Annotated in this window: 17 protein-coding genes; 6 read left to right on the top strand and 11 right to left on the bottom strand. The window is 73.6% G+C overall.

Annotated elements, in window-relative coordinates; genetic code table 11:
- Positions 1-41 precede the first annotated feature (41 nt).
- On the bottom strand, positions 42-257 hold the full coding sequence (locus DFQ13_RS26420) for a hypothetical protein (protein WP_035277898.1): 216 nt from the start codon (positions 255-257) through the stop codon (positions 42-44).
- A gap of 3090 nt (positions 258-3347) precedes the next feature.
- Complete coding sequence (locus DFQ13_RS26430; RefSeq protein WP_035277895.1) at positions 3348-3623, bottom strand: DUF397 domain-containing protein; 276 nt, start codon at positions 3621-3623, stop codon at positions 3348-3350.
- Between the two features lie 117 nt (positions 3624-3740).
- Here DFQ13_RS26430 and DFQ13_RS26435 point away from each other — a divergent pair, with 117 nt between their 5' ends.
- Positions 3741-4457: a hypothetical protein gene (locus DFQ13_RS26435; protein ID WP_110081746.1), complete on the top strand. Its 717-nt coding sequence runs from the start codon at positions 3741-3743 to the stop codon at positions 4455-4457.
- Between the two features lie 61 nt (positions 4458-4518).
- Here DFQ13_RS26435 and ilvC read toward each other — a convergent pair whose 3' ends face one another.
- The 3 genes from ilvC to DFQ13_RS26450 all read right to left on the bottom strand — a co-directional run bounded on the left by ilvC (position 4519) and on the right by DFQ13_RS26450 (position 8052).
- Entirely contained in the window at positions 4519-5532 is a 1014-nt protein-coding gene (gene ilvC / locus DFQ13_RS26440; RefSeq protein ID WP_035277892.1) for a ketol-acid reductoisomerase, read from the bottom strand.
- 47 nt (positions 5533-5579) lie between these two features.
- Complete coding sequence (gene ilvN / locus DFQ13_RS26445) at positions 5580-6086, bottom strand: acetolactate synthase small subunit (RefSeq protein ID WP_035277890.1); 507 nt, start codon at positions 6084-6086, stop codon at positions 5580-5582.
- A 139-nt stretch (positions 6087-6225) separates the two neighbouring features.
- Positions 6226-8052: an acetolactate synthase large subunit gene (locus DFQ13_RS26450; RefSeq protein ID WP_110081747.1), complete on the bottom strand. Its 1827-nt coding sequence runs from the start codon at positions 8050-8052 to the stop codon at positions 6226-6228.
- A 323-nt stretch (positions 8053-8375) separates the two neighbouring features.
- Between DFQ13_RS26450 and DFQ13_RS26455 the strand changes: the two genes are divergently transcribed.
- Complete coding sequence (locus DFQ13_RS26455) at positions 8376-8888, top strand: PH domain-containing protein (protein ID WP_219994662.1); 513 nt, start codon at positions 8376-8378, stop codon at positions 8886-8888.
- Between the two features lie 93 nt (positions 8889-8981).
- Positions 8982-10826, top strand: a complete 1845-nt coding sequence (ilvD, locus tag DFQ13_RS26460) for a dihydroxy-acid dehydratase (protein ID WP_035277888.1) — start codon at positions 8982-8984, stop codon at positions 10824-10826.
- A 61-nt stretch (positions 10827-10887) separates the two neighbouring features.
- On the opposite strand, the gene DFQ13_RS26465 is transcribed toward ilvD, so the two are convergent.
- Both DFQ13_RS26465 and DFQ13_RS26470 read right to left on the bottom strand, forming a co-directional pair.
- On the bottom strand, positions 10888-11526 hold the full coding sequence (locus DFQ13_RS26465) for a DoxX family protein (RefSeq protein ID WP_052020409.1): 639 nt from the start codon (positions 11524-11526) through the stop codon (positions 10888-10890).
- Positions 11527-11665: 139 nt separating this feature from the next.
- The gene (locus DFQ13_RS26470; protein ID WP_219994664.1) at positions 11666-12586 is read right to left on the bottom strand and encodes a 2-hydroxyacid dehydrogenase; all 921 of its coding nucleotides are present in this window, start codon (positions 12584-12586) and stop codon (positions 11666-11668) included.
- A 41-nt stretch (positions 12587-12627) separates the two neighbouring features.
- On the opposite strand from DFQ13_RS26470, the gene DFQ13_RS26475 reads away from it, so the two are divergent.
- Both DFQ13_RS26475 and DFQ13_RS26480 read left to right on the top strand, forming a co-directional pair.
- Positions 12628-13560, top strand: coding sequence for an alpha/beta fold hydrolase (locus tag DFQ13_RS26475; protein ID WP_110081749.1), 933 nt, complete (start codon positions 12628-12630; stop codon positions 13558-13560).
- 11 nt (positions 13561-13571) lie between these two features.
- On the top strand, positions 13572-14768 hold the full coding sequence (locus tag DFQ13_RS26480) for a PQQ-dependent sugar dehydrogenase (protein WP_110081750.1): 1197 nt from the start codon (positions 13572-13574) through the stop codon (positions 14766-14768).
- A gap of 128 nt (positions 14769-14896) precedes the next feature.
- On the opposite strand, the gene gatB is transcribed toward DFQ13_RS26480, so the two are convergent.
- The 4 genes from gatB to gatC are packed head-to-tail and all read right to left on the bottom strand — an operon-like array spanning position 14897 to position 18403.
- On the bottom strand, positions 14897-16402 hold the full coding sequence (gene gatB / locus DFQ13_RS26485; RefSeq protein ID WP_110081751.1) for an Asp-tRNA(Asn)/Glu-tRNA(Gln) amidotransferase subunit GatB: 1506 nt from the start codon (positions 16400-16402) through the stop codon (positions 14897-14899).
- Complete coding sequence (locus tag DFQ13_RS26490; protein WP_035277883.1) at positions 16399-16593, bottom strand: hypothetical protein; 195 nt, start codon at positions 16591-16593, stop codon at positions 16399-16401. Before DFQ13_RS26490 ends, gatB begins: the two co-directional genes overlap by 4 nt.
- Entirely contained in the window at positions 16593-18107 is a 1515-nt protein-coding gene (gene gatA, locus DFQ13_RS26495) for an Asp-tRNA(Asn)/Glu-tRNA(Gln) amidotransferase subunit GatA (protein ID WP_110081752.1), read from the bottom strand. The genes DFQ13_RS26490 and gatA overlap by 1 nt, the downstream gene beginning before the upstream one ends.
- Positions 18104-18403 carry an Asp-tRNA(Asn)/Glu-tRNA(Gln) amidotransferase subunit GatC gene (gene gatC, locus DFQ13_RS26500; RefSeq protein WP_035277879.1) on the bottom strand — a complete coding sequence of 100 codons (300 nt, stop codon included), beginning with the start codon at positions 18401-18403 and terminating at the stop codon, positions 18104-18106. Before gatC ends, gatA begins: the two co-directional genes overlap by 4 nt.
- A gap of 292 nt (positions 18404-18695) precedes the next feature.
- Between gatC and DFQ13_RS26505 the strand changes: the two genes are divergently transcribed.
- Positions 18696-19346: an ACT domain-containing protein gene (locus DFQ13_RS26505; protein WP_035277878.1), complete on the top strand. Its 651-nt coding sequence runs from the start codon at positions 18696-18698 to the stop codon at positions 19344-19346.
- Positions 19347-19651: the final 305 nt, after the last annotated feature.

Raw genomic sequence — 19651 nt, forward strand, 5'->3', positions numbered from 1 at the left:
GTCACTGAACCGTTCCACCGCAGGGTGAGCCACGAGACACGTCATTCCCCGATGACGGGCGGCGCGGTGAAGTCGGCGTTGCCGAACATCTCGTCGTCATCGCCCTCCACCAGGTACGCGGGCCTGCTCCGGCGCGTCTCCACCGCCGGACCCGGATCGGCCTCCGCCGCGTCCTGCCGGAGCGGGACGGGGGTCGTGCCGGTGACGCCCGCACCGGAACCCGCCGGGCCGAAGCCGCCGGGGCCGAAGGAGGTCACCGGGGGTGGCGGCGGGAGGGTGGAGATGACGGCGGGGGGCGGGAGGGCGCGGGGCGGCGGGGCCGGGCGCGGAGCCGGGCGGGACGGTTGGGGCGGGGCGGGGCGCGACTGGGTGGGGTTGGGTGGGGTGCGCTGCGCGCCGGTCGGTTGCGCGGAACCGCCGGGTCGCGGGGGGTGCTGCGCGGGCCTGCCGGGTCGGGGCCGCTGCGCGGTGCCGCTGGGCTGCGGTGCGGACTGCTGCGGCTGCGCGACCCCGCCCGGCTGAAGCGGGGATTGACGCGCAGGCCCGGCCCCACCCGACTGGGGCGCGGACTGCTGCGGCTGGGCGCCGCCACTGGACCGGGGGGCGGTCTGCTGCGGCTGCACGAACCCACCCGACTGCGGCGGAGACTGCTGCGCGGGCACAGCCCCACCCGACTGGGGCGCGGACTGATGCGCCCGGGCACCCCCACCGGACGGGGATACGGACTGCTGCGGCTGCACGAACCCACCCGACTGCGGCGGAGACTGCTGCGCAGAAGTGCCCCTATCCGACTGAGGCGCGAGCTGCTGCGGTTGCGCAATCCCACTGGACTGGGATACGGACTGCTGCGGCTGCACCAACCCACCCGACTGCGGCGGAGACTGCTGCGTCGGCACAGCCCCACCCGACCGGGGCGCGGACTGGTGCGCCTGGGCACCCCCACCGGACTGGGACGCAGACTGCTGCGGCTGCGCCAACCCACCCGACTGCGGCGGGGATTGGTGCGCAGGCACGGCCCCACCTGGCTGGGGTGCGGGCTGTTGCGCCTGCGCAGCCCTGCTGGACCGGGGTGCGGGCTGTTGCGTGGTCCCGCCCGGTTGGGGTGGCTGCACGGCTCCGCTGGGCTGAGGCGGGGGCTGGGGTGAGCGGGCGGTGCCGGTGGATTGCGGTGGGGGTTGGTGCTGCGCGGTTCGGCCGGGCTGCGGCGGGGTCGGGTGTGGGCCGGTGGGCCTTCCGGGGGTGGGCCGTTGGCCGGACTGCTGCTGGGGTTCCGGCCGGGGCGGGGGCTGGTTGCCAGGGGGCTGGTTGCCCGCGCTCTGCTGGGCGGGGTTCCGCTGTTCGGGGCGGTGGTTCGGGGAATCCTGCCGCCCGGGCGGCACCTGGTGCGCCGGGTTCACCCGGTCTGGGTTCCGCGGCGAAGCACCCGGTTGACCGGGGTGCTGCCGGGGGTCCTGCGGGGGCAGGCCCCGGTGCGCGCGGTCCTGCTCCACGGGGGTCGGCCTGCCGGGGTTCGGCCACGGCGGAGCTGGCTGCGCCGGGTTGGGGTTGCCCGGGCCGGGGTTGCCGGGGTTTCGGCGCGGCGGGTTCTGCCTCTCCGGGCTCCGCTGCCCGGCGCTGTGCGGGCCCGGGTTCTGCCGGGGCGAGCCGGGGTCGGGCGGGAAGCCCGGTGGGGCGGGGGGCTGGTCGCCTTGGCGTTGTCGCGGACCGGGGCCGGGGTGGACGGGGTCGCGGCGGTCCGGGTTGTGGTGGGGGCCGGTTCGTTGCGCGGGGGGCTGTTGCGACGGGTTCTGCTGTGCCTGGGGCTGCTGCGGGAGGTTTTGCGGACCGGGGGGCTGGTGCGGGTTTTGCCATCCGGGGTTGTGGTGCGGTGGATTCTGCTGCGCGCGGGGTGGGGGCGCGGTGGTACCGGGCTGGGTGGGGAAGCCCTGTGGCACAGGGGTTCCGGGCTGGTGCTGTTGCGGACGGTGGCGGTCCGGTGCGGGGAGGAGGAGTTCCCCTGAGAAGGACGGGTCTGTGCGGACGGGCCTGGGTGCGGGGGGATCGGCGGGAGGCTTCGCGGGGAGGTCTTCCGGCAGCGTCCACACTGATGCCGCTGTGGGCCTCGGGGATTCGGCTGGGCTGACGGCGTCCGAGGGCGGGGTGGAGGCCGGTGGTGCGGCGCTCGACTCGGTGCCGGGACGCGGGTCGGGGGCGTCGGCGGGGCGGTCCGGCTGCTCGGTGGACGCGGCGGGTGGGGACTCGTCCGGTGGTGGTCCGAACGGTTCGGCGGGGGTGAGTGGTGCCTCGCCGGGTGGTCCGGGTCTCGGGGTCGACGGCATTCGCGGTCCCTGGGTGAGCGGTGGGGCGGCCGGTTCCCCGGATGTCGCAACCGCGACCGGGGCAGGCTGCAGACCCGCGCCCACCGGCTCCGGGACCGGAACGGGAGGCGCGGGGGAGCCGGGGTCCGGCCGCTGATCCGCCGCCATCGCGGCCACGGTGATCGCCTCGCCCGGCACCGGCACGACGACGGACGCCACGACGGTCCCGGCACCGGCGAACCCATCGCCACCCTGCGGCACGGCGAACGCGCCGGGTGAATCGGCGTCGAACGAACGAGATGCCACCACCCGCGCCCCACCTGACCCGGCACCAGCCCCCGCAACAGATGCCACACCAAGCGAGCCGGCTTCGAGCGGGCAACGCGCCGCCGCCGACGCGTCGGCCGGTCCGGCGCCGGTTCCCGCGGCGGGCGCCGCGCTCGGCAGCGGAAGCCTCGCCGCGCTCGGCTCCGGGGCTGCTTCAGGGGGGCAGGCCGGAGCGGTGCCGGGGTTCGCACCCGCGGTCGGGGTGGGGGTCGAACCCGCGGTCGCGGGCACGCCGGGATCTGCCGGGCTTCCGGTGGCGGCCGGAGTGGCGCCCGCGGCCGGGCCCCCGACAACGGCGGGAGCAGCACCGGAACCCACCACCTCGCCCTCGACGGCGGCCGCTGCGGCGGCGGAATCCTGCGCCGGGCTTTCCGCGGCGGCCGGGACCGCGCCGGAATCCGAGGTCAGGCCCGCAACCGCAGCGGCGCCGGAATCCGCAGCCGGGCGCGCAACCGCAGCGGCACGGGGGTCCGCGGCGGCGGTCGCGGCGGGGTCGGGCGCCGAGGCCGTGGTGTGCGGTGGGATCGGCAGGTGCCCGGAGACCGTCGCCGACCCGGGGGACGGCCCGAGCTCCGAACCGGAGGGCGTCGCGGGTGCCGGACCGGGTGCGGCTGACGGCTCCCGGGCGTGCTCCGGCCCGCTCGCGGCCACTTCCTCGGGTGTCAGCCACACCGGGCGTTCAGTCCCCACCTGCCAGTTCCCCCAAACCTGCTCCCCCGGTGCTCACCAGGGCTCGTCGAACTCCCCCGCCTTGGCGCCCGCCACGAAGGCGTCCCACTCCGACTCGGTGAACACCAGGACCGTGTCGTCCGGGCCGGTGAACTTCGAGTTGCGCATGGCGATGTAGGTCTTGCCGTCCGTGTGCGGGACGAAGGCGATCTCGACGTACTCGCCGTCGGGGTCGGCATCGGGTTCGGCGGCTCGCTGCCAGTCGGCCTTGGTCAGGTCCAGCCTGCCGCGGACCTCGGCCTTGTCGTCGTAGATCGGGGCGCTGTCCATCACCGTCTCCTCAAGCTCTGTGTCGGGGGTCAGGTATACCGTTCGCGGTTGGCCGTCACCCGGGTGGGGACGTGTCGTTGGCGGGGGTGTGCGGTTGCGCTCAGTAGCGTACGACGGGTGACCTCCTACTACGGGCGATATCTGCGCGGCGAGCACGTCACCGTGTGGGCTGAGCTGCGGGCGCTCGGTCCGGTGCCGGACGACCTGCTGGAGGACGCCGCCGCCGTGGCGGAGGAGACGATGGTGCGGGTTTCGCAGCACGTGTCCCGGCTCGCGGCCGCCCTGCCGGAACTCGGCTGGGTGTCCTCCGATCGTATGGTGCGGCCGCACCAGCCGCCCACGGATTCGGACAACGCGCTGGTCGACTCGCTGGTGGAGCGGGTGGGCGGGTTGCCGCTGTCGCTGGAGGCGTGCCTGCGGCACGTGGGGGAGGTGTGGTTCGCCGGGGACTGCGACCTGCTGTTCCTCACCCACCACCAGGAGCCCGCGCCGACGACGGTGCCGCCGGGGCCGGACTTCCCCGACCCGCTGTGCCTGGGCAACGCCTACCACCTGGCCTACGAGCTGGAGCAGTTCGACCAGGGCGACGACCTGACCTTCCCGCTGGCCCCGGACGAGCTGCGCAAGGCGAACCTCAGCGGCGGCACGCACGACGTGCGGCTGCCGTCCCTGCACGCCGACGTCGAGCTGGACGGGGTGGCGGGGCGGCCGGGGATCACCCTGGTGGAGTACCTGCGCGAGTCGATCGCCTGGGGCGGGTTCCCCGGCTGGTCCTTCGAGCCGGAGCTGGCCCCGGAGGCCCTGATCACCCTGCGGACGCACCCCGACTTCTGACCGGGACGGGGGAGGGGTCCGCGGCGCCACCGCCGCGGACCCCTCCCCCGTCGAGAACCGCTCAGGCGGTCTCGGTGATCGGCCGGTCGACCCAGGACATCAGGCCGCGCAGCTTCTTGCCGGTCTCCTCGATCGGGTGGGCCTCGCCCTCCTGCTGGAGCCTGCGGTAGTTCTCGCGGCCGTTCTCGTCCTCGGCCACCCACTCGCGGGCGAAGGTGCCGTCCTGGATCTCGCCCAGGATCTTCTTCATCTCCTCCTTGACCGCGGGGGTGATGACGCGCGGGCCGCGGGTGAGGTCGCCGTACTCGGCGGTGTCGGAGATGGAGTAGCGCTGGCGGGCGATGCCGCCCTCGTACATCAGGTCGACGATGAGCTTGAGCTCGTGCAGGACCTCGAAGTAGGCGATCTCGGGGGCGTAGCCCGCCTCGGTCAGCACCTCGAAGCCGGTCTGCACCAGGGCGGACGCGCCGCCGCAGAGCACCGCCTGCTCGCCGAAGAGGTCGGTCTCGGTCTCCTCGGTGAAGGTGGTCTTGATGACGCCCGCGCGGGCGCCGCCGATGGCCGCCGCGTAGGACAGGGCCAGCGCCTGCGCGCCGCCGGTGGCGTCCTGGTGCACGGCGATGAGCGCGGGGACGCCCTTGCCGTCGACGAACTGGCGGCGGACCAGGTGGCCGGGGCCCTTGGGGGCGACCATGGCCACGTCCACGCCCGCCGGGGGCTTGATCAGGTCGTAGCGGATGTTGAAGCCGTGGCCGAAGAACAGCGCGTCGCCGTCCTTGAGGTTGGGCTCGATGTCGTCGCTGTAGATGAAGCGCTGCTTGGTGTCCGGCGCCAGGACCATGATCAGGTCGGCCTCGGCGGACGCCTCGGCCGGGGTGAGCACGCGCAGCCCCTGCTCCTCGGCCTTGGCCTTGGACTTGGACCCCTCGGGCAGGCCGATCCGGACGTCCACGCCGGAGTCGCGCAGGCTCAGCGCGTGGGCGTGGCCCTGGCTGCCGTAACCGATGACGGCCACCTTGCGCCCCTGGATGATGCTCAGGTCGGCGTCGGCGTCGTAGAAGATCTCGACGGACATGGTGCTCAGTACTTCCCTTCGGTGGAACTCGCGAGAAAACAGGGGGTCTAGCGGACCGCCGTGGCGGTGATGGAGCGCGGGCCGCGGCCGATGGCGACCATGCCGGACTGCACCATCTCGCGCACCCCGTAGGGCTCCAGCATCCGCAGCAGCGCCTCGATCTTGTCGTGGGTGCCGGTGGCCTCGATGGTCAGCGCCTCCGGGGACACGTCGACGACCTTGGCCCGGAAGAGCTGCACGGTCTCCAGCACCTGGCTGCGCACGGTGGCGTCGGCCCGGACCTTGACCAGCAGCAGCTCGCGCTGCACGGCGACCGAGGGCTCCAGCTCGACGATCTTGATGACGTTGACCAGCTTGTTGAGCTGCTTGGTGACCTGCTCCAGCGGCAGCTCCTCGACCGCGACCACGATCGTCATCCTGGACACGTCCGGGTGCTCGGTCGGGCCGACGGCCAGCGACTCGATGTTGAACCCGCGCCGGGAGAACAGGCCCGAGACGCGGGCGAGCACGCCGGGCTTGTTCTCGACCAGGACGCTCAGGGTGTGGGTGCTCATGCGCTCTCTCCGCTTTCACGCTTCGGGCTGTCCAGGTCCGCGGCCCCGGTCCGCAGTCCGCCGACGCGAGTCGGGGACGATGCCGGGCGGGGACGAGGGGGCGGGTGGTGGGAGAAATTCAACACAGCTCTCCGCTCGCTCACTCGTCGAACAGGGGGCGGATGCCCCGGGCCGCCATGATCTCGGAGTTGCCGGTGCCGGAGGCGACCATCGGCCACACCTGGGCGTCCTTGCCGACCACGAAGTCGATCACGACCGGGCGGTCGTTGATCTCCATGGCCCGCTGGATGACCGAGTCGACGTCCTCCTTGGTCTCGCAGCGCAGCCCGGCGCAGCCCAGGGCCTCGGCGAGGAGGGTGAAGTCGGGGATGCGGTGCTTGTGCGTGCCCAGGTCGGTCTGGGAGTAGCGCTCCGAGTAGAACAGGTTCTGCCACTGCCGGACCATGCCCAGGTTGCCGTTGTTGATGACGGCCACCTTGATCGGGGCGCCCTCGATGGCGCAGGTGGCCAGCTCCTGGTTGGTCATCTGGAAGCAGCCGTCGCCGTCGATGGCCCACACCACCGCGTCCGGGCGGCCGAACTTGGCGCCCATGGCGGCGGGCACCGAGTAGCCCATGGTGCCCAGGCCGCCGGAGTTGAGCCAGGTGCGCGGGTTCTCGTAGCGGATGTGCTGGGCGGCCCACATCTGGTGCTGGCCCACGCCCGCGGTGTAGACGGCGTCCGGTCCGGCGATGGCGCCGATGCGCTCGATGACGTACTGCGGGGACAGGGTGCCGTCCTCGGGCCACTCGTAGCCCAGCGGGAACGTGCGGCGCCACTCGTCGATGGTGGCCCACCACGGCGCCAGGTCCTGGGCGGGCTCGGCCTCGGCCTGCACCGCGGCGATCAGCTCGGTGATGATTTCCTTGCAGTCGCCCACGATCGGCACGTCGGCGCGGCGGTTCTTGGAGATCTCGGCCGGGTCGATGTCGGCGTGCACGACCTGCGCGTTCGGGGCGAAGCTGTCCAGCGCGCCGGTGACCCGGTCGTCGAAGCGGGCGCCGAGGGCGATCAGCAGGTCGGAGGACTGCATGGCGCCGACGGCGGGGACGGTGCCGTGCATGCCGGGCATGCCCAGGTTCTGCCGGTGCGAGTCGGGGAACGCGCCGCGGGCCATCAGCGTGGTGACGACCGGGATGCCGGTCAGCTCGGCCAGCTCCAGCAGTTCCGGGGACGCCTCGGCCTTGATGACGCCGCCGCCGACGTAGAGGACCGGGCGCTTGGCGGCGCGGATGAGCTTGGCGGCCTCGCGGACCTGCTTGCCGTGCGGGCGGGTGGTGGGCCGGTAGCCGGGCAGCCGCAGCTCCGGCGGCCAGGAGAAGGAGGTCAGCTCCTGCAGGACGTCCTTGGGGATGTCCACCAGGACCGGGCCGGGCCGACCGGTCTTGGCCAGGTGGAACGCCTCGGCGATCGTGCGCGGGATGTCCGCGGGGTCGGTGACGAGGAAGTTGTGCTTGGTGACCGGCATGGTGATGCCGCAGATGTCGGCTTCCTGGAACGCGTCGGTGCCGATGAGCGCGCGGGTCTGCTGGCCGGTGATGGCCACGACCGGGACCGAGTCCATGTTGGCGTCGGCCAGCGGGGTGACCAGGTTCGTCGCGCCGGGGCCGGAGGTGGCCATGCAGACGCCGACCTTGCCGGTGGCCTGGGCGTAGCCGGTGGCCGCGTGGCCCGCGCCCTGCTCGTGGCGGACCAGCACGTGCCGGACCTTGGTGGAGTCCAGCAGCGGGTCGTACGCCGGGAGGATGGTGCCGCCGGGGATGCCGAACACGATCTCGGCGCCCACCGCCTCGAGGGACCGGACGAGCGACTGCGCCCCGGTGACCCGCACCGGGGTGCCGGTCGGCGGCGCGGGCTTGGGTCGGGGGGCGTGCGCGGTGGCGGGGTTCGCCGCGGCCGCGCTGGGCCGAGAAGTTGCGCTGGTCATCGGTTCTGCCTCGTGGGTTCGTGGTTCCAGTGGGCGGTGCGGGGGCGGTCGTCGGTCGGGTGGGGCGGCTCTGGGCACGAAAAAACCCCCGTCGACCTCAAAGGTCGCACGAGGGTCGCGCGTTCGATGCTGAGTCGGCTTCCGTCAGCGGCGAACGCGCGGCGGAAGTACGAGAATGGACTGAGCAGGCACGTCGGGGACGTTAGTTCGTTCGCAGTAGAGCGTCAACTCTGCGAGACGCGTGTCTCGGATGTTGGACCGCGTCCTGGGACGCGCGCGGACCCGGGCGCGGGGCGCGCGGGCGCCCGGTGCACCATCAGGGGGTGGCTGAACAGCAGGTCCCGACCCGTCTCGTGTTCCGCGTGCCCGGCATCGCGGTGCTCGCCGCGCTGCTGCTGGCGATCTGCGCCACACCGGTGGCCGCCGCCGCGCCGTACCTGCTGTGGATCTACCTGATCCCGGTCGCCCTGATCGTGTGGGTGCTGCGGGTGCGCACGGTGGCCGACACCGAGGGCCTCGTCGCCCACACCCTGACCGGGTCGCGCCGGGTGCCGTGGCGGCTGCTGCGCGGCCTGCGGCTGACCGGGAAGGCGGGGGTGACCGCGGTGCTCGACGACGGCACCGAGGTGGCCCTGCCGCAGGTCCGGGTGCGGCACCTGCCCGCCCTGTCGTTCATCAGCGGCGGCCTCGTCCCGGACCCGACCGAGCGCGCGCCGGAACCGGGCGCCGACCCCGTGCCCGAACCCGACGCCGAGCCGGTGGACGAGTCCGCCCCCGTGGTCGGGGCGGCGGAACCGGGCGCCGCGCGGGGCGAGCGGGCGGCCGGACCGGAGTAACCTGTCGGGTACCGCTCCCGGCACCGACGACCGCCGACCCGGCCGCCGTCCCCGCTTTTCGCCCCCCGAGCACTGACGAGATCTGGAGGAGCCGTGCCAGCGCTGCGCTCCCGCACCACCACCCACGGCCGCAACGCCGCCGGAGCCCGGTCCCTGTGGCGCGCCACGGGCATGACCGACAGCGACTTCGGCAAGCCCATCGTGGCCATCGCCAACTCCTACACCCAGTTCGTGCCCGGGCACGTGCACCTGCGCGACCTCGGCGACATCGTGGCCGAGGGCGTCCGCGCGGCGGGCGGGGTGCCCAGGGAGTTCCACACCATCGCCGTGGACGACGGCATCGCCATGGGCCACAGCGGGATGCTCTACTCGCTGCCCTCGCGGGAGGTCATCGCCGACGCGGTGGAGTACATGGTCAACGCCCACCAAGCGGACGCGATCGTGTGCATCTCCAACTGCGACAAGATCACCCCGGGGATGCTCAACGCGGCCATGCGGCTCAACGTCCCGGTGGTGTTCGTCTCCGGCGGGCCGATGGAGGCGGGCAAGGCGGTCGTCGTCGACGGCGTCGCGCACCCCGCGTCGGACCTGGTCACCGCCATCTCCGCCTCGGCCAACAGCGGGGTCGACGACGCCGCGCTCGACCTGGTCGAGCGCTCGGCCTGCCCGACCTGCGGGTCCTGCTCGGGCATGTTCACCGCGAACTCGATGAACTGCCTCACCGAGGCGCTGGGCCTGGCCCTGCCGGGCAACGGCTCCACGCTGGCCACCCACGCCGCCCGCCGCACCCTGTTCGAGCAGGCGGGCCGGACCGTGGTCGAGCTGTGCAGGCGGTGGTACGAGCAGGACGACGAGACCGCGCTGCCGCGCACCATCGCCAACCGCAAGGCGTTCGAGAACGCGATGGCGCTGGACATGGCCATGGGCGGGTCCACCAACACCGTGCTGCACATCCTCGCCGCGGCGCAGGAGGGCGAGGTCGACTTCACCCTCGCCGACATCGACGCGATCTCCCGGCGGGTGCCCTGCCTGTCCAAGGTCGCGCCGAACTCCGACTACCACATGGAGGACGTGCACCGGGCCGGTGGCATCCCCGCCATCCTGGGCGAGCTGTGGCGCGGCGGGCTGCTCAACACCGACGTGCACACCGTGCACAGCGCCACCATCGAGGAGTGGCTGGGCGCGTGGGACATCCGCGCCGAGTCGCCGTCGGAGGCCGCGATCGAGCTGTTCCACGCCGCCCCGGGCGGGGTGCGCACCACGCAGGCGTTCTCCACGCAGAACCGCTGGTCGTCGCTGGACACCGACGCGGTGAACGGCTGCGTGCACGACGTCGAGCACGCCCACACCGCCGAGGGTGGCCTGGCGGTGCTGCACGGCAACCTGGCCGAGCGCGGCGCGGTGATCAAGTCCGCGGGCATCGACGAGGAGCTGTTCACCTTCCAGGGCCCGGCCCGGGTGGTGGAGAGCCAGGAGGAGGCCGTGTCGGTCATCCTCAACAAGGTCGTCCAGCCGGGTGAGGTGCTGGTGATCCGCTACGAGGGCCCGGCGGGAGGGCCGGGGATGCAGGAGATGCTGCACCCGACCGCGTACCTCAAGGGCACCGGCCTGGGCAAGAAGTGCGCGCTGGTCACCGACGGCCGCTTCTCCGGCGGCACGTCCGGCCTGTCCATCGGCCACGTCTCCCCGGAGGCGGCGGGCGGTGGCGCGATCGGCCTGGTCGAGGACGGTGACCAGATCCGCATCGATGTGCACGCCCGCCTGCTGGAGCTGCTGGTGGAGCCCGCGGTGCTGGCCGAGCGCCGGGCCAAGATGGACGCCAGCGAGCGCCCGTGGCAGCCGGTCGACCGGGACCGCCCGGTGACCAGCGCGCTGCGCGCCTACGCGCGGATGGCCACCGACGCCTCCACCGGCGCGGTGCGCGACCCGTCGCGGTAGTCGGCGAAGACGCGAAAAGGGCCGCACCCCCGTCGGGGTGCGGCCCTTTCCATCGGCACTCCTACCGCAGGACGACCAGGGTCACCACGGACAGCCCGGCGGCGATGAGCAGGAAGATGAACCCGAACGCGGGGGCCCGGCGGAACCACGGGGTGTTGCGGTCGAGGGAGATCTTGCCCGCGCCCGCGAACAGCAGCGCGAACGCGGCGGCGGCGTAGAGCACCTCCAGCTCCACCGCGCCGACGAACTCCTGCGGCTCGACCTTGATCCAGATCGCGTTGGCCATGACGCCCAGCACGCCCGCCGCGGCGGCCGGGGTGAACAGGCCCAGGATGAGCAGCGCGCCCGCGCCCAGCTCGGTACCGCCGGTGACCCAGGCCAGCAGGGTCGTCTGCTGGAAGCCCTGGGTGCCCAGGAACTCGGCGAACCCGCCGATGCCGGGGCCGCCCATCAGCCCGAACACCTTCTGCAGGCCGTGCGCGAGGATCAGCGCGCCGAGGGTCACCCGCAGCACGAACAGCGCGAGGTCCGCGCCGAAGTGCCACTCGTGCGGCTCCCGGGCGGGCTTGCGCTCCTCCGGGTAGACCTCGTCGTGCGGGGCCTTGAACGCGGCCGTGGCCCCGTCGTCGTAGGCGACCTTGTCGTAGCCGGGTCCGGAGGTCTTCGACTCCGAGGCCCGGTAGAAGTCATCGGTGCTCACGGGCCGGACACTAAACGATGGGGGAGGCCGGTGCCCACCAGGCGTGACCTCGATCGCCGATTCCCGCCTGCCTGACCTGACCTCGCCTTTTGCCGACTTCCCGTCCGGGGCGGATGTGGCCGGGATGACAAGAACGCGGTCAGTAGTCGCCCTGCACGAGGTTCTCCGGCTTGTCGCCCGCCGCGAACCGGGCGACCTGCTCCGCGACGACCCGGTAGGCGCGCTCGCGGTGCCCGGTGCAGCTCCCCGCCACGTGCGGGGTCAGCAGCAGGCCCGGCGCCGACCACAGCGGGTGGCCCTCGGGCAGCGGCTCGGGGTCGGTGACGTCCAGCGCGGCGCGCAACCGCCCGGAGGTCAGCTCGGCCAGCAGGGCGCCGGTGTCCACGACCGGGCCGCGGGCGACGTTCACCAGCACCGCGCCGTCGGGCATCCGGGCCAGGAACCCCGCGTCGACCATGCCCCTGGTGGCGGGCGTGTGCGGGACGACCAGCACCACCGCGTCGTGCTCGGGCAGCAGCGCGGGCAGCTCGGCGAGCGCGCGCACCCCGGGCCTGGCGGACGTGGCGACCAGGGTGACCTCGGCGTCGAAGGCGAGCAGGCGCCGCTCCAACTGCCTGCCCAGGTCGCCCGCGCCGATGACCAGCACCTGCTTGCCCTGGAGGGTTTCGGTGACGTGCGTGGTCCACCGCCCGGCGCGCTGCGCGTCGGCGAAGCCCACCAGGTCCCGGTAGACGGTCAGCAGGGCGCCGACGACCCACTCGGCGGAGCTGCCGCCGTGCGCGCCCCGGCAGGTGGAGAGCATCACGTGGTCGGGCAGCCTGCCGATCCAGGCGTCGGCACCGGTGGTGAGCAACTGCACCAGCTTCAGCCTGGGCAGCGCGGCCACGAGCGCGGCCTGGTCGGCGGCGAGGAAGTCGGGCACCAGCACCTCGGCGTCGGCCGCCTCCGGGGGCAGGTCGGCCCCCGCGGCGTAGCGGACCGCCCGGACGCCGTCGAGGGCGCCGAGGGTGACCAGTCCCTGCTCGTCCGGTACCAGAACGGTGGTTGTCACAGCACACACACTAAGCGCGGGCGGCGGCCGGTGCGGCAGACTCGGTTCCCGTGCGCGAACACGACGTCCTCTCCGCCGACGGCACCCGCGTGCGCGGCTGGCACACCGACTCCACCGGGCCGGTCGTGCTGCTGTGCCCCGGCCTGGGCACCATCCCCGAGGCCTGGCCCGCCCTGCTGCTGCCGGACTCCGGCGTGCGGGTGCTGAGCTGGTACCACCGGGGGACGATGGGCTCGGACCGCCCGGCCGACGAGAGCCGGATCACCCTCGCCGACCACGTCGCCGACGCGCTCGCGGTGCTGGACGCGGCGGGCGTGCGGCGGTGCGTGGTGATGGGCTGGTCGATGGGTGTGATGGTGGCCACGGAGCTGGCCCAGCGGTACCCCGACCGGGTGTCCGGGCTGATGCTCGCCGCGGGGGTGCCCGGGGACATGTTCGGCGCGCTGCTCGGGGTGGCCGGTGTCCCCCGGCCGCTCGGGCGCGCCCTGGGGCTGCTGGCCGCGCACGCGGTCAAGGGGCTGGGCCCGCTGGTCGACGCGGTGCTGCACCGGGTGCCGGTCAACCGCGCCACGGCGACGCTGCTCCAGCACACCGGCTTCATGCTGCCCGGCGGGGCGGAGGCGGACGAGGTGGCCGAGGCGGTGCGCCGCTTCCTCGGCCACGACTCGCGCTGGTACGTCACCCTGGCGCTGGCCCTGGCCGACGTGCCGGAGCGGGACCTGACCGGCATCGGCGTCCCGGTGACCGTGCTGGCCGGGAAGTACGACGTCGTCGCCGACCCCCGGCGGACCCTGGAGGCGGTGGCCGGGCTGCCGCACGCGCGGACCAGGGTGGTGCCGACCAGCCACTTCATGCCGCTGGAGGCGCCGGAGGTGATCGTGGCGGAACTGGCGATGCTGGTGCGGCGGGTGGCGGCGGTGGAACGGGCCAGGGCCGACGCGGACCCCGCCGCGCTCACCCCGGGTTCACGACCCCCCGCCTAGGGTCGGTGAGCATGTCCGGTATGCCGCGCGGGTCCCGCGTGCTCGCGGCCTCGACCGCGGCGGCGGCACTGCTGCTGTCCTCGTGCGCCTCCTTCACCGACCAGCCCGCCCCCGGCAACTGGTCGGAAGCGCCGCAGCTCAGCCCGCAGGCCGCACCCGACCCCCAGGAGGGCGGCTCCGGCGGCGGTGGCGGCGGCCAGGGCGGCGGGGCACCGAGCGGCCCGCAGACCTCCGTCCCCCCACCGGACGGCTGCAAGGACTTCCACGACTCGGTGCTGGCCACCTGCCTGGACACGCTGATGGCCGTGGCCGCCCTCCCCGGCGACGGCACCAACCCCACCGCCCTGGTCGGCGAGCGCACCACCGGCCGCATCCTGCTGGTCCGCAAGGACACCGAACCCGCGCTCTTCGCCACCGTCCCGGTCGACGGCACCGGCGACGGCGGCCTCACCGGCCTGGCGCTGTCCCCCACCTACGCCGAGGACCAACTCGTCTTCGCCTACGTCACCACCCCCACCGACAACCGCGTGGTCCGCATCGCCCCCGGCGACACCCCCAAACCGGTCCTCACCGGCATCCCGCGCGGCACCACCGGCAACCGCGGCTCCCTGGCCAATGACCACAGGGGCGCCCTGCTCCTGGCCACCGGCACCGCGGGCAACCCCACGGCGGCGGCCGACCCGGCGTCACTGGCGGGCAAGGTCCTGCGCCTCACCGGCGAGGGCAAACCCGCCGCGGACAACCCCACCCCGGGCAGCCCGGTCCTGGCCGCGGGCCTGGTCTCCCCCGGCGGCGTCTGCGCCTCCCTGGACGGGTCGCGGACCTGGGTCACCGACCGCACCCCGGCCGCCGACGTGATCTACCAGGTGGAGGCGGGCAAACCGCTGGGCACCCCCGCCTGGAAGTGGACCGACCGCCCCGGCGTGGCGGGCTGCGCGGCCACGACCCAACTGCTGTGGGTGGCCATGTCCACCGCGGGCCACCTGCAAAGCCTCCCCCAGGCCCCGGACGGCTCCTTCACCGGCAAACCCACGGTCTCCTTCGCCGACACCGAGGGCTACGGCCGCGTCGACGGCCTGGACCTGATGACCGACCAGGTGGCGGTCGCGGGCACGGTCAACAAGCGCGGCGGCACCCCCCTCTCCAGCGACGACCGCGCGGTGGCGATCCTCGTCCAGCCCCAGGCGGGCGGCGGCGGGGTCGACTAGGGCTCGGCCCGGGAACGGGTGATCACCCCGGACCGCAGGCCGCGACCGGGAACCTCGGCGGTCGGCAGCACGCGACGCGCGGAAGGGCCGGTCCCCCGTGCGGAGACCGGCCCTTCCCGTCACACCGCTCAGACCCCGCAGCGCTCCAGGACCAGCTCGCGGACCCGCTTCGCGTCCGCCTGCCCCCGGGTCGCCTTCATCACCGCGCCGACGATGGCACCGGCGGCGGCGACCTTCCCGTCCCGGATCTTGTCCGCGACGTCCGGCTGGGCCGCCAGCGCCTCGTCGACCGCCGCGTACAGCGCCGAGTCGTCCGAGACGACCTTGAGCCCGCGCGACTCCACGACCTGCTCCGGCTCGCCCTCGCCGGCCAGCACCCCGTCCACCACGGACCGGGCCAGCTTGTTGGTCAGCGACCCGTCGGCCACCAGCGCGATGACCTTGGCGACCTGGGCCGGGGTGATGGGCAGGTCGGCCAGCTCCACGCCCCGGGTGTTCGCCGACTGCGCCAGGTACGACACCCACCACGACCGGGCCTCACCCGAGGGGGCGCCCGCCGCGACGGTGGCCGCGACCAGGTCGACCGCCCCGGCGTTGACCAGGTCGCGCAGCTCCGCGTCCGACAGCGACCACTCCGCCTGCACCCGCCTGCGGCGCTCCTCGGGCGGCTCGGGCATGGTGCCGCGCAGCTCCTCGACCCACTCCCGCGACGGTGCGATCGGCACCAGGTCGGGCTCCGGGAAGTACCGGTAGTCCTCCGAGGTCTCCTTCGCCCGGCCCGCGCGGGTCGTGCCGGAGACCTCCTCGAAGTGCCGGGTCTCCTGGCGGATGGTGCCGCCCTCGACCAGGATCGCCGCCTGGCGGGTCATCTCGTGCCGCACCGCCCGCTCGACGCTGCGCAGCGAGTTGACGTTCTTGGTCTCGGTGCGGGTGCCGAACTCGGTGGCGCCCTTGGCCATCAGCGACACGTTCGCGTCGCAGCGCAGCGAACCCTGGTCCATCCGCACGTCCGACACGTCGAGCGCCTGGAGCAGTTCGCGCAGGGTGCGCACGTAGGCGCGGGCCACCTCCGGTGCCCGCGCGCCGGTGCCCTCGATGGTCTTGGTGACGATCTCGACCAGCGGCACACCGGCCCGGTTGAAGTCCAGCAGCGAGTGGTCGGCGCCGTGGATGCGGCCGGTGGCCCCGCCCACGTGCAGCGACTTGCCGGTGTCCTCCTCCATGTGCGCGCGTTCGATCTGCACGCGCACGACCTCGCCGTCGTCGAGGGTCACGTCGAGCCAGCCGTTGAAGGCGATCGGCTCGTCGTACTGCGAGGTCTGGAAGTTCTTCGGCATGTCCGGGTAGAAGTAGTTCTTCCGCGCGAAGCGGCACCACTCGGCGATCTCGCAGTTGAGCGCGAGGCCGATCCGGATCGCCGACTCCACCGCCGCCCCGTTGACCACCGGCAGCGCTCCGGGCATCCCCAGGCACACCGGGCACACCTGGGTGTTGGGCTCCCCGCCGAAGGTGGTGGGGCAGCCGCAGAACATCTTGGTCTTCGTGGACAGCTCCACGTGGACCTCAAGGCCCAGGACCGGGTCGAACCGCTCCAGCACCTCGTCGTAGTCCATCAGTTCGACGACCGCTGTCACTTGCCGCTCCGCAGCGCGCGGACCGCGATGAGCACGCCGGTGATCGCGGCGATGCCCCCGGCCAGCGCGTTGAGCAGCGCGAGCTTGTCGTTGTCGGCGCGGGCGGTCTTGAGCCCGTTGATCGCGCTGGACGCCGCGGCGACGGAACCGACGATGCCGAACACGCCCTTGACCTTCTTCGGAGCAGCCATCACACGACCTCCAGTTCGGGAACACGGTGGATGAGAGCGCCGCCCTGTGCGGCGTCTCGGGCGGCCTCGTAGGCGGCGGCCACCCGATAACCCCGGTGGTCTTGCAGAGCCGGGGAGAAAACCTGGAGCCCCACGGGGAGGCCGTCGTCGGCGGAGAGCCCGCTGGGGACGCTGATCGCCGCGTTGCCCGCCATGTTCGACGGGATGGTGCACAGGTCGACCTGGTACATGGCCACCGGGTCGTCGACCCGCTCGCCGATGCGGAACGCGGTCACCGGGCTGGTCGGGCTGACCAGCACGTCCGCCCGCGCGAACGCGGCGTCGAACTCCCGCGCCACCAGGGTGCGCACCTTCTGCGCCGAGCCGTAGTAGGCGTCGTAGTACCCGGCCGACAGCGCGTAGGTGCCGATCATGATGCGCCGCTTGACCTCCGGGCCGAACCCGGCCTCGCGGGTCAGCGACATGACCTCCTCGGCGCTGTGCGAGCCGTCGTCGCCCACCCGCAGGCCGTAGCGCATCGCATCGAACCGGGCCAGGTTCGACGACGCCTCGCTCGGCGCGATCAGGTAGTAGGCGGCCAGCGCCAGGTCGAAGCTCGGGCAGGACACCTCGACCACCTCGGCGCCCAGCTCGCGGAGCTGCGCCACGGCCGCCTCGAACGAGGCCAGCACGCCGGGCTGGTGGCCCTCGCCGACCAGCTCGCGCACCACGCCGACCTTGACACCGCGCAGGTCGCCGTCGGCGCCCTGGCGGGCCGCGGCCAGCACCGGGGGCACGGGCGCGTCGATGGAGGTGGAGTCCATCGGGTCGTGCCCGGCGATGACCTCGTGCAGCAGCGCCGCGTCCAGCACGGTGCGCGCGCACGGGCCCGCCTGGTCGAACGAGGACGCGTAGGCGACCAGACCGTGCCGGGAGACGGTGCCGTAGGTGGGCTTGACGCCCACGGTGCCGGTCATCGCCCCGGGCTGGCGGATGGAGCCGCCGGTGTCGGTGCCGATGGCCAGCGGCGCCTCGAACGCGGCCAGCGCCGCGGCCGAACCACCGCCGGAACCACCGGGGATGCGGTCGAGGTCCCACGGGTTGCGGGTCGGGCCGTAGGCGGAGTTCTCGGTGGAGGACCCCATGGCGAACTCGTCCATGTTGGTCTTGCCGAGGATCACCAGACCCGCGTCCAGCAGCTTGCGGGTGACCGTGGCGTCGTACGGCGCGTGCCAGCCCTCCAGCAGCTTCGACCCGCAGGTCGTCGGCGAACCCTGGGTGGTCAGCACGTCCTTGACCGCGATCGGCACCCCGGCCAGCGGGGACGCGGGGGTGCGGCCCGCGGCCACGGCCTCGTCGACGGCCTTCGCGGCCTGGAGCGCGCGCTCGCCGTCGACGTGCAGGAAGGCGTGCACGGCGGGGTCCACCGCGGCGATCCGGTCGAGGTGCGCCTGGGTGGCCTCCACCGAGGAGACCTCCCCGGCGTGGATCTTCGCCGCCAGCTCGGCGGCGGGAAGGCGGATCAGGTCGCTCATGCCTCTTCTCCCAGGATGCGCGGGACGCGGAAGCGGCCGTCCTCGGCGGCGGGGGCCGCGGCGAGCGCCTGCTGCGGGGTCAGCCCGGGGCGGACCACGTCGCTGCGGAACACGTTGGTCAGCGGGACGGCGTGCGACATCGGCGGGATGTCCTGGTCGGCGACCTGCCCGACCTTGGCGACCGCCTGCACGATCTTCTCGAGCTGACCCGCGAACAGGTCGAGTTCTTCTTCGGTGACGGCCAACCGGGCCAGTCGGGCGAGGTGTTCGACCTCGCTGCGGGAAATGCTGGGCACTCGACGAACCCCCGGGGTTGTCTGCGTTGCGGTGTGCGTTCGGTCTGGGCAGCGGCGCTGCTCGGGTCCGCCACGCCGGGAGAGGTCCCGACCTGACCACGGGAGTCTATTTCGCGGGTCGCGGAAGGCCCGCACGGGTTGTTCCCCGGCGGCCGGGGTGCTAGACCGGTCCCCTGATACCGCGATCCGGTCCGCCCGGACGCGCGTGACCTGGTCTGCGACAATCGGCGATCGGCGTAGGGCGTGGGCGGCAGGGTTCCGCGCACCGAGTGGGTAGCGGGAGGCGTTCGCCTTGTCGTTCCTGATCCGGGTCCAGCTACCGGACAGCCCAGGCACCCTGGGGGCGGTCGCCACCGCCCTCGGGGCGATCGGGGCCGACATCCTCAGCGTGGACGTGGTCGAACGCGTCGGCGGGACCGCCATCGACGACCTGGTCGTCGAACTCCCCGGCGGCAGACTCCCCGACGTCCTCATCACCGCGGCCGAGTCCATCGAGGGCGTCGAGGTCGACGCGGTGCGCCCGTACGCGGGGGTGCTGGACACCCACCGCGAGCTGGAACTGGTCGAGGACGTCGCCGCCGAACCCAAGAACGGGCTGGCGATCTTCACCGAGGGCGTGCCGAAGATCGTCCGCGCAGGCTGGGCGCTGGTGGTCGGCACCGACTCCGGCGGGGCGAAGCTGGCCGCCTCCACGGCCGCACCGAACATCGAGCGGCTGGAACTGCCGTTCATGCCGCTGGCCAGGGCCACGGTCCTCGACGGCGAGGAGCCGTGGGTGCCGGACACGTGGCGGGAGCTGGGGACCGAACTGGCGGCCACGCCGCTGGGGAAGCCGGACCGGGTGCTGCTGGTGGGGCGGCCGGGCGGGCCGATGTTCCGCGCCGCCGAGGTGGCCCGGCTGGCCCACCTGGCGGGGATCGTCGCGGTGGTCCTGCCGGACTGAGGCTGTGTGCTCCTCGGTGCCGGTCATTGTTGGGGGTGCCCGGCTGGCCGAGCCCGGTCATTGTTGTGGGGGTGCCCGGCTGGGTGGATGTGCTTGGCCGGGGCCCCTACGGCGATCATGTGGCCCAGCGTGACAGGGTGGGGCTGAAGGGATGCCCCACCGCCCGGGCAGGCTTGCACATGATCGCCACCCCCGGCCAAACACATCCACCCACCCGGGCATGGCCGTAGCCGGGCCGGCGGTTTTGGGGTGGTCGGCGGCTGCGCCGGTGGGGATCGGCGTGGCTGGTAGCCGGGTCGGCGGCT

Origin of the sequence: Actinokineospora spheciospongiae (assembly GCF_003182415.1) — a bacterium.
Classification (GTDB): Bacteria; Actinomycetota; Actinomycetes; order Mycobacteriales; family Pseudonocardiaceae; genus Actinokineospora; species Actinokineospora spheciospongiae.

What these genes read in the sequence shown, in the direction of transcription:
- DFQ13_RS26430 (WP_035277895.1), bottom strand. Translation starts at nt 3,623, where the DNA reads ATGGACAGCGCCCCGATCTACGACGACAAGGCCGAGGTCCGCGGCAGG.
- ilvC (WP_035277892.1), bottom strand. Translation starts at nt 5,532, where the DNA reads ATGTCCGTCGAGATCTTCTACGACGCCGACGCCGACCTGAGCATCATC.
- ilvN (WP_035277890.1), bottom strand. Translation starts at nt 6,086, where the DNA reads ATGAGCACCCACACCCTGAGCGTCCTGGTCGAGAACAAGCCCGGCGTG.
- DFQ13_RS26450 (WP_110081747.1), bottom strand. Translation starts at nt 8,052, where the DNA reads ATGACCAGCGCAACTTCTCGGCCCAGCGCGGCCGCGGCGAACCCCGCC.
- DFQ13_RS26480 (WP_110081750.1), top strand. Translation starts at nt 13,572, where the DNA reads ATGTCCGGTATGCCGCGCGGGTCCCGCGTGCTCGCGGCCTCGACCGCG.
- DFQ13_RS26490 (WP_035277883.1), bottom strand. Translation starts at nt 16,593, where the DNA reads ATGGCTGCTCCGAAGAAGGTCAAGGGCGTGTTCGGCATCGTCGGTTCC.
- gatA (WP_110081752.1), bottom strand. Translation starts at nt 18,107, where the DNA reads ATGAGCGACCTGATCCGCCTTCCCGCCGCCGAGCTGGCGGCGAAGATC.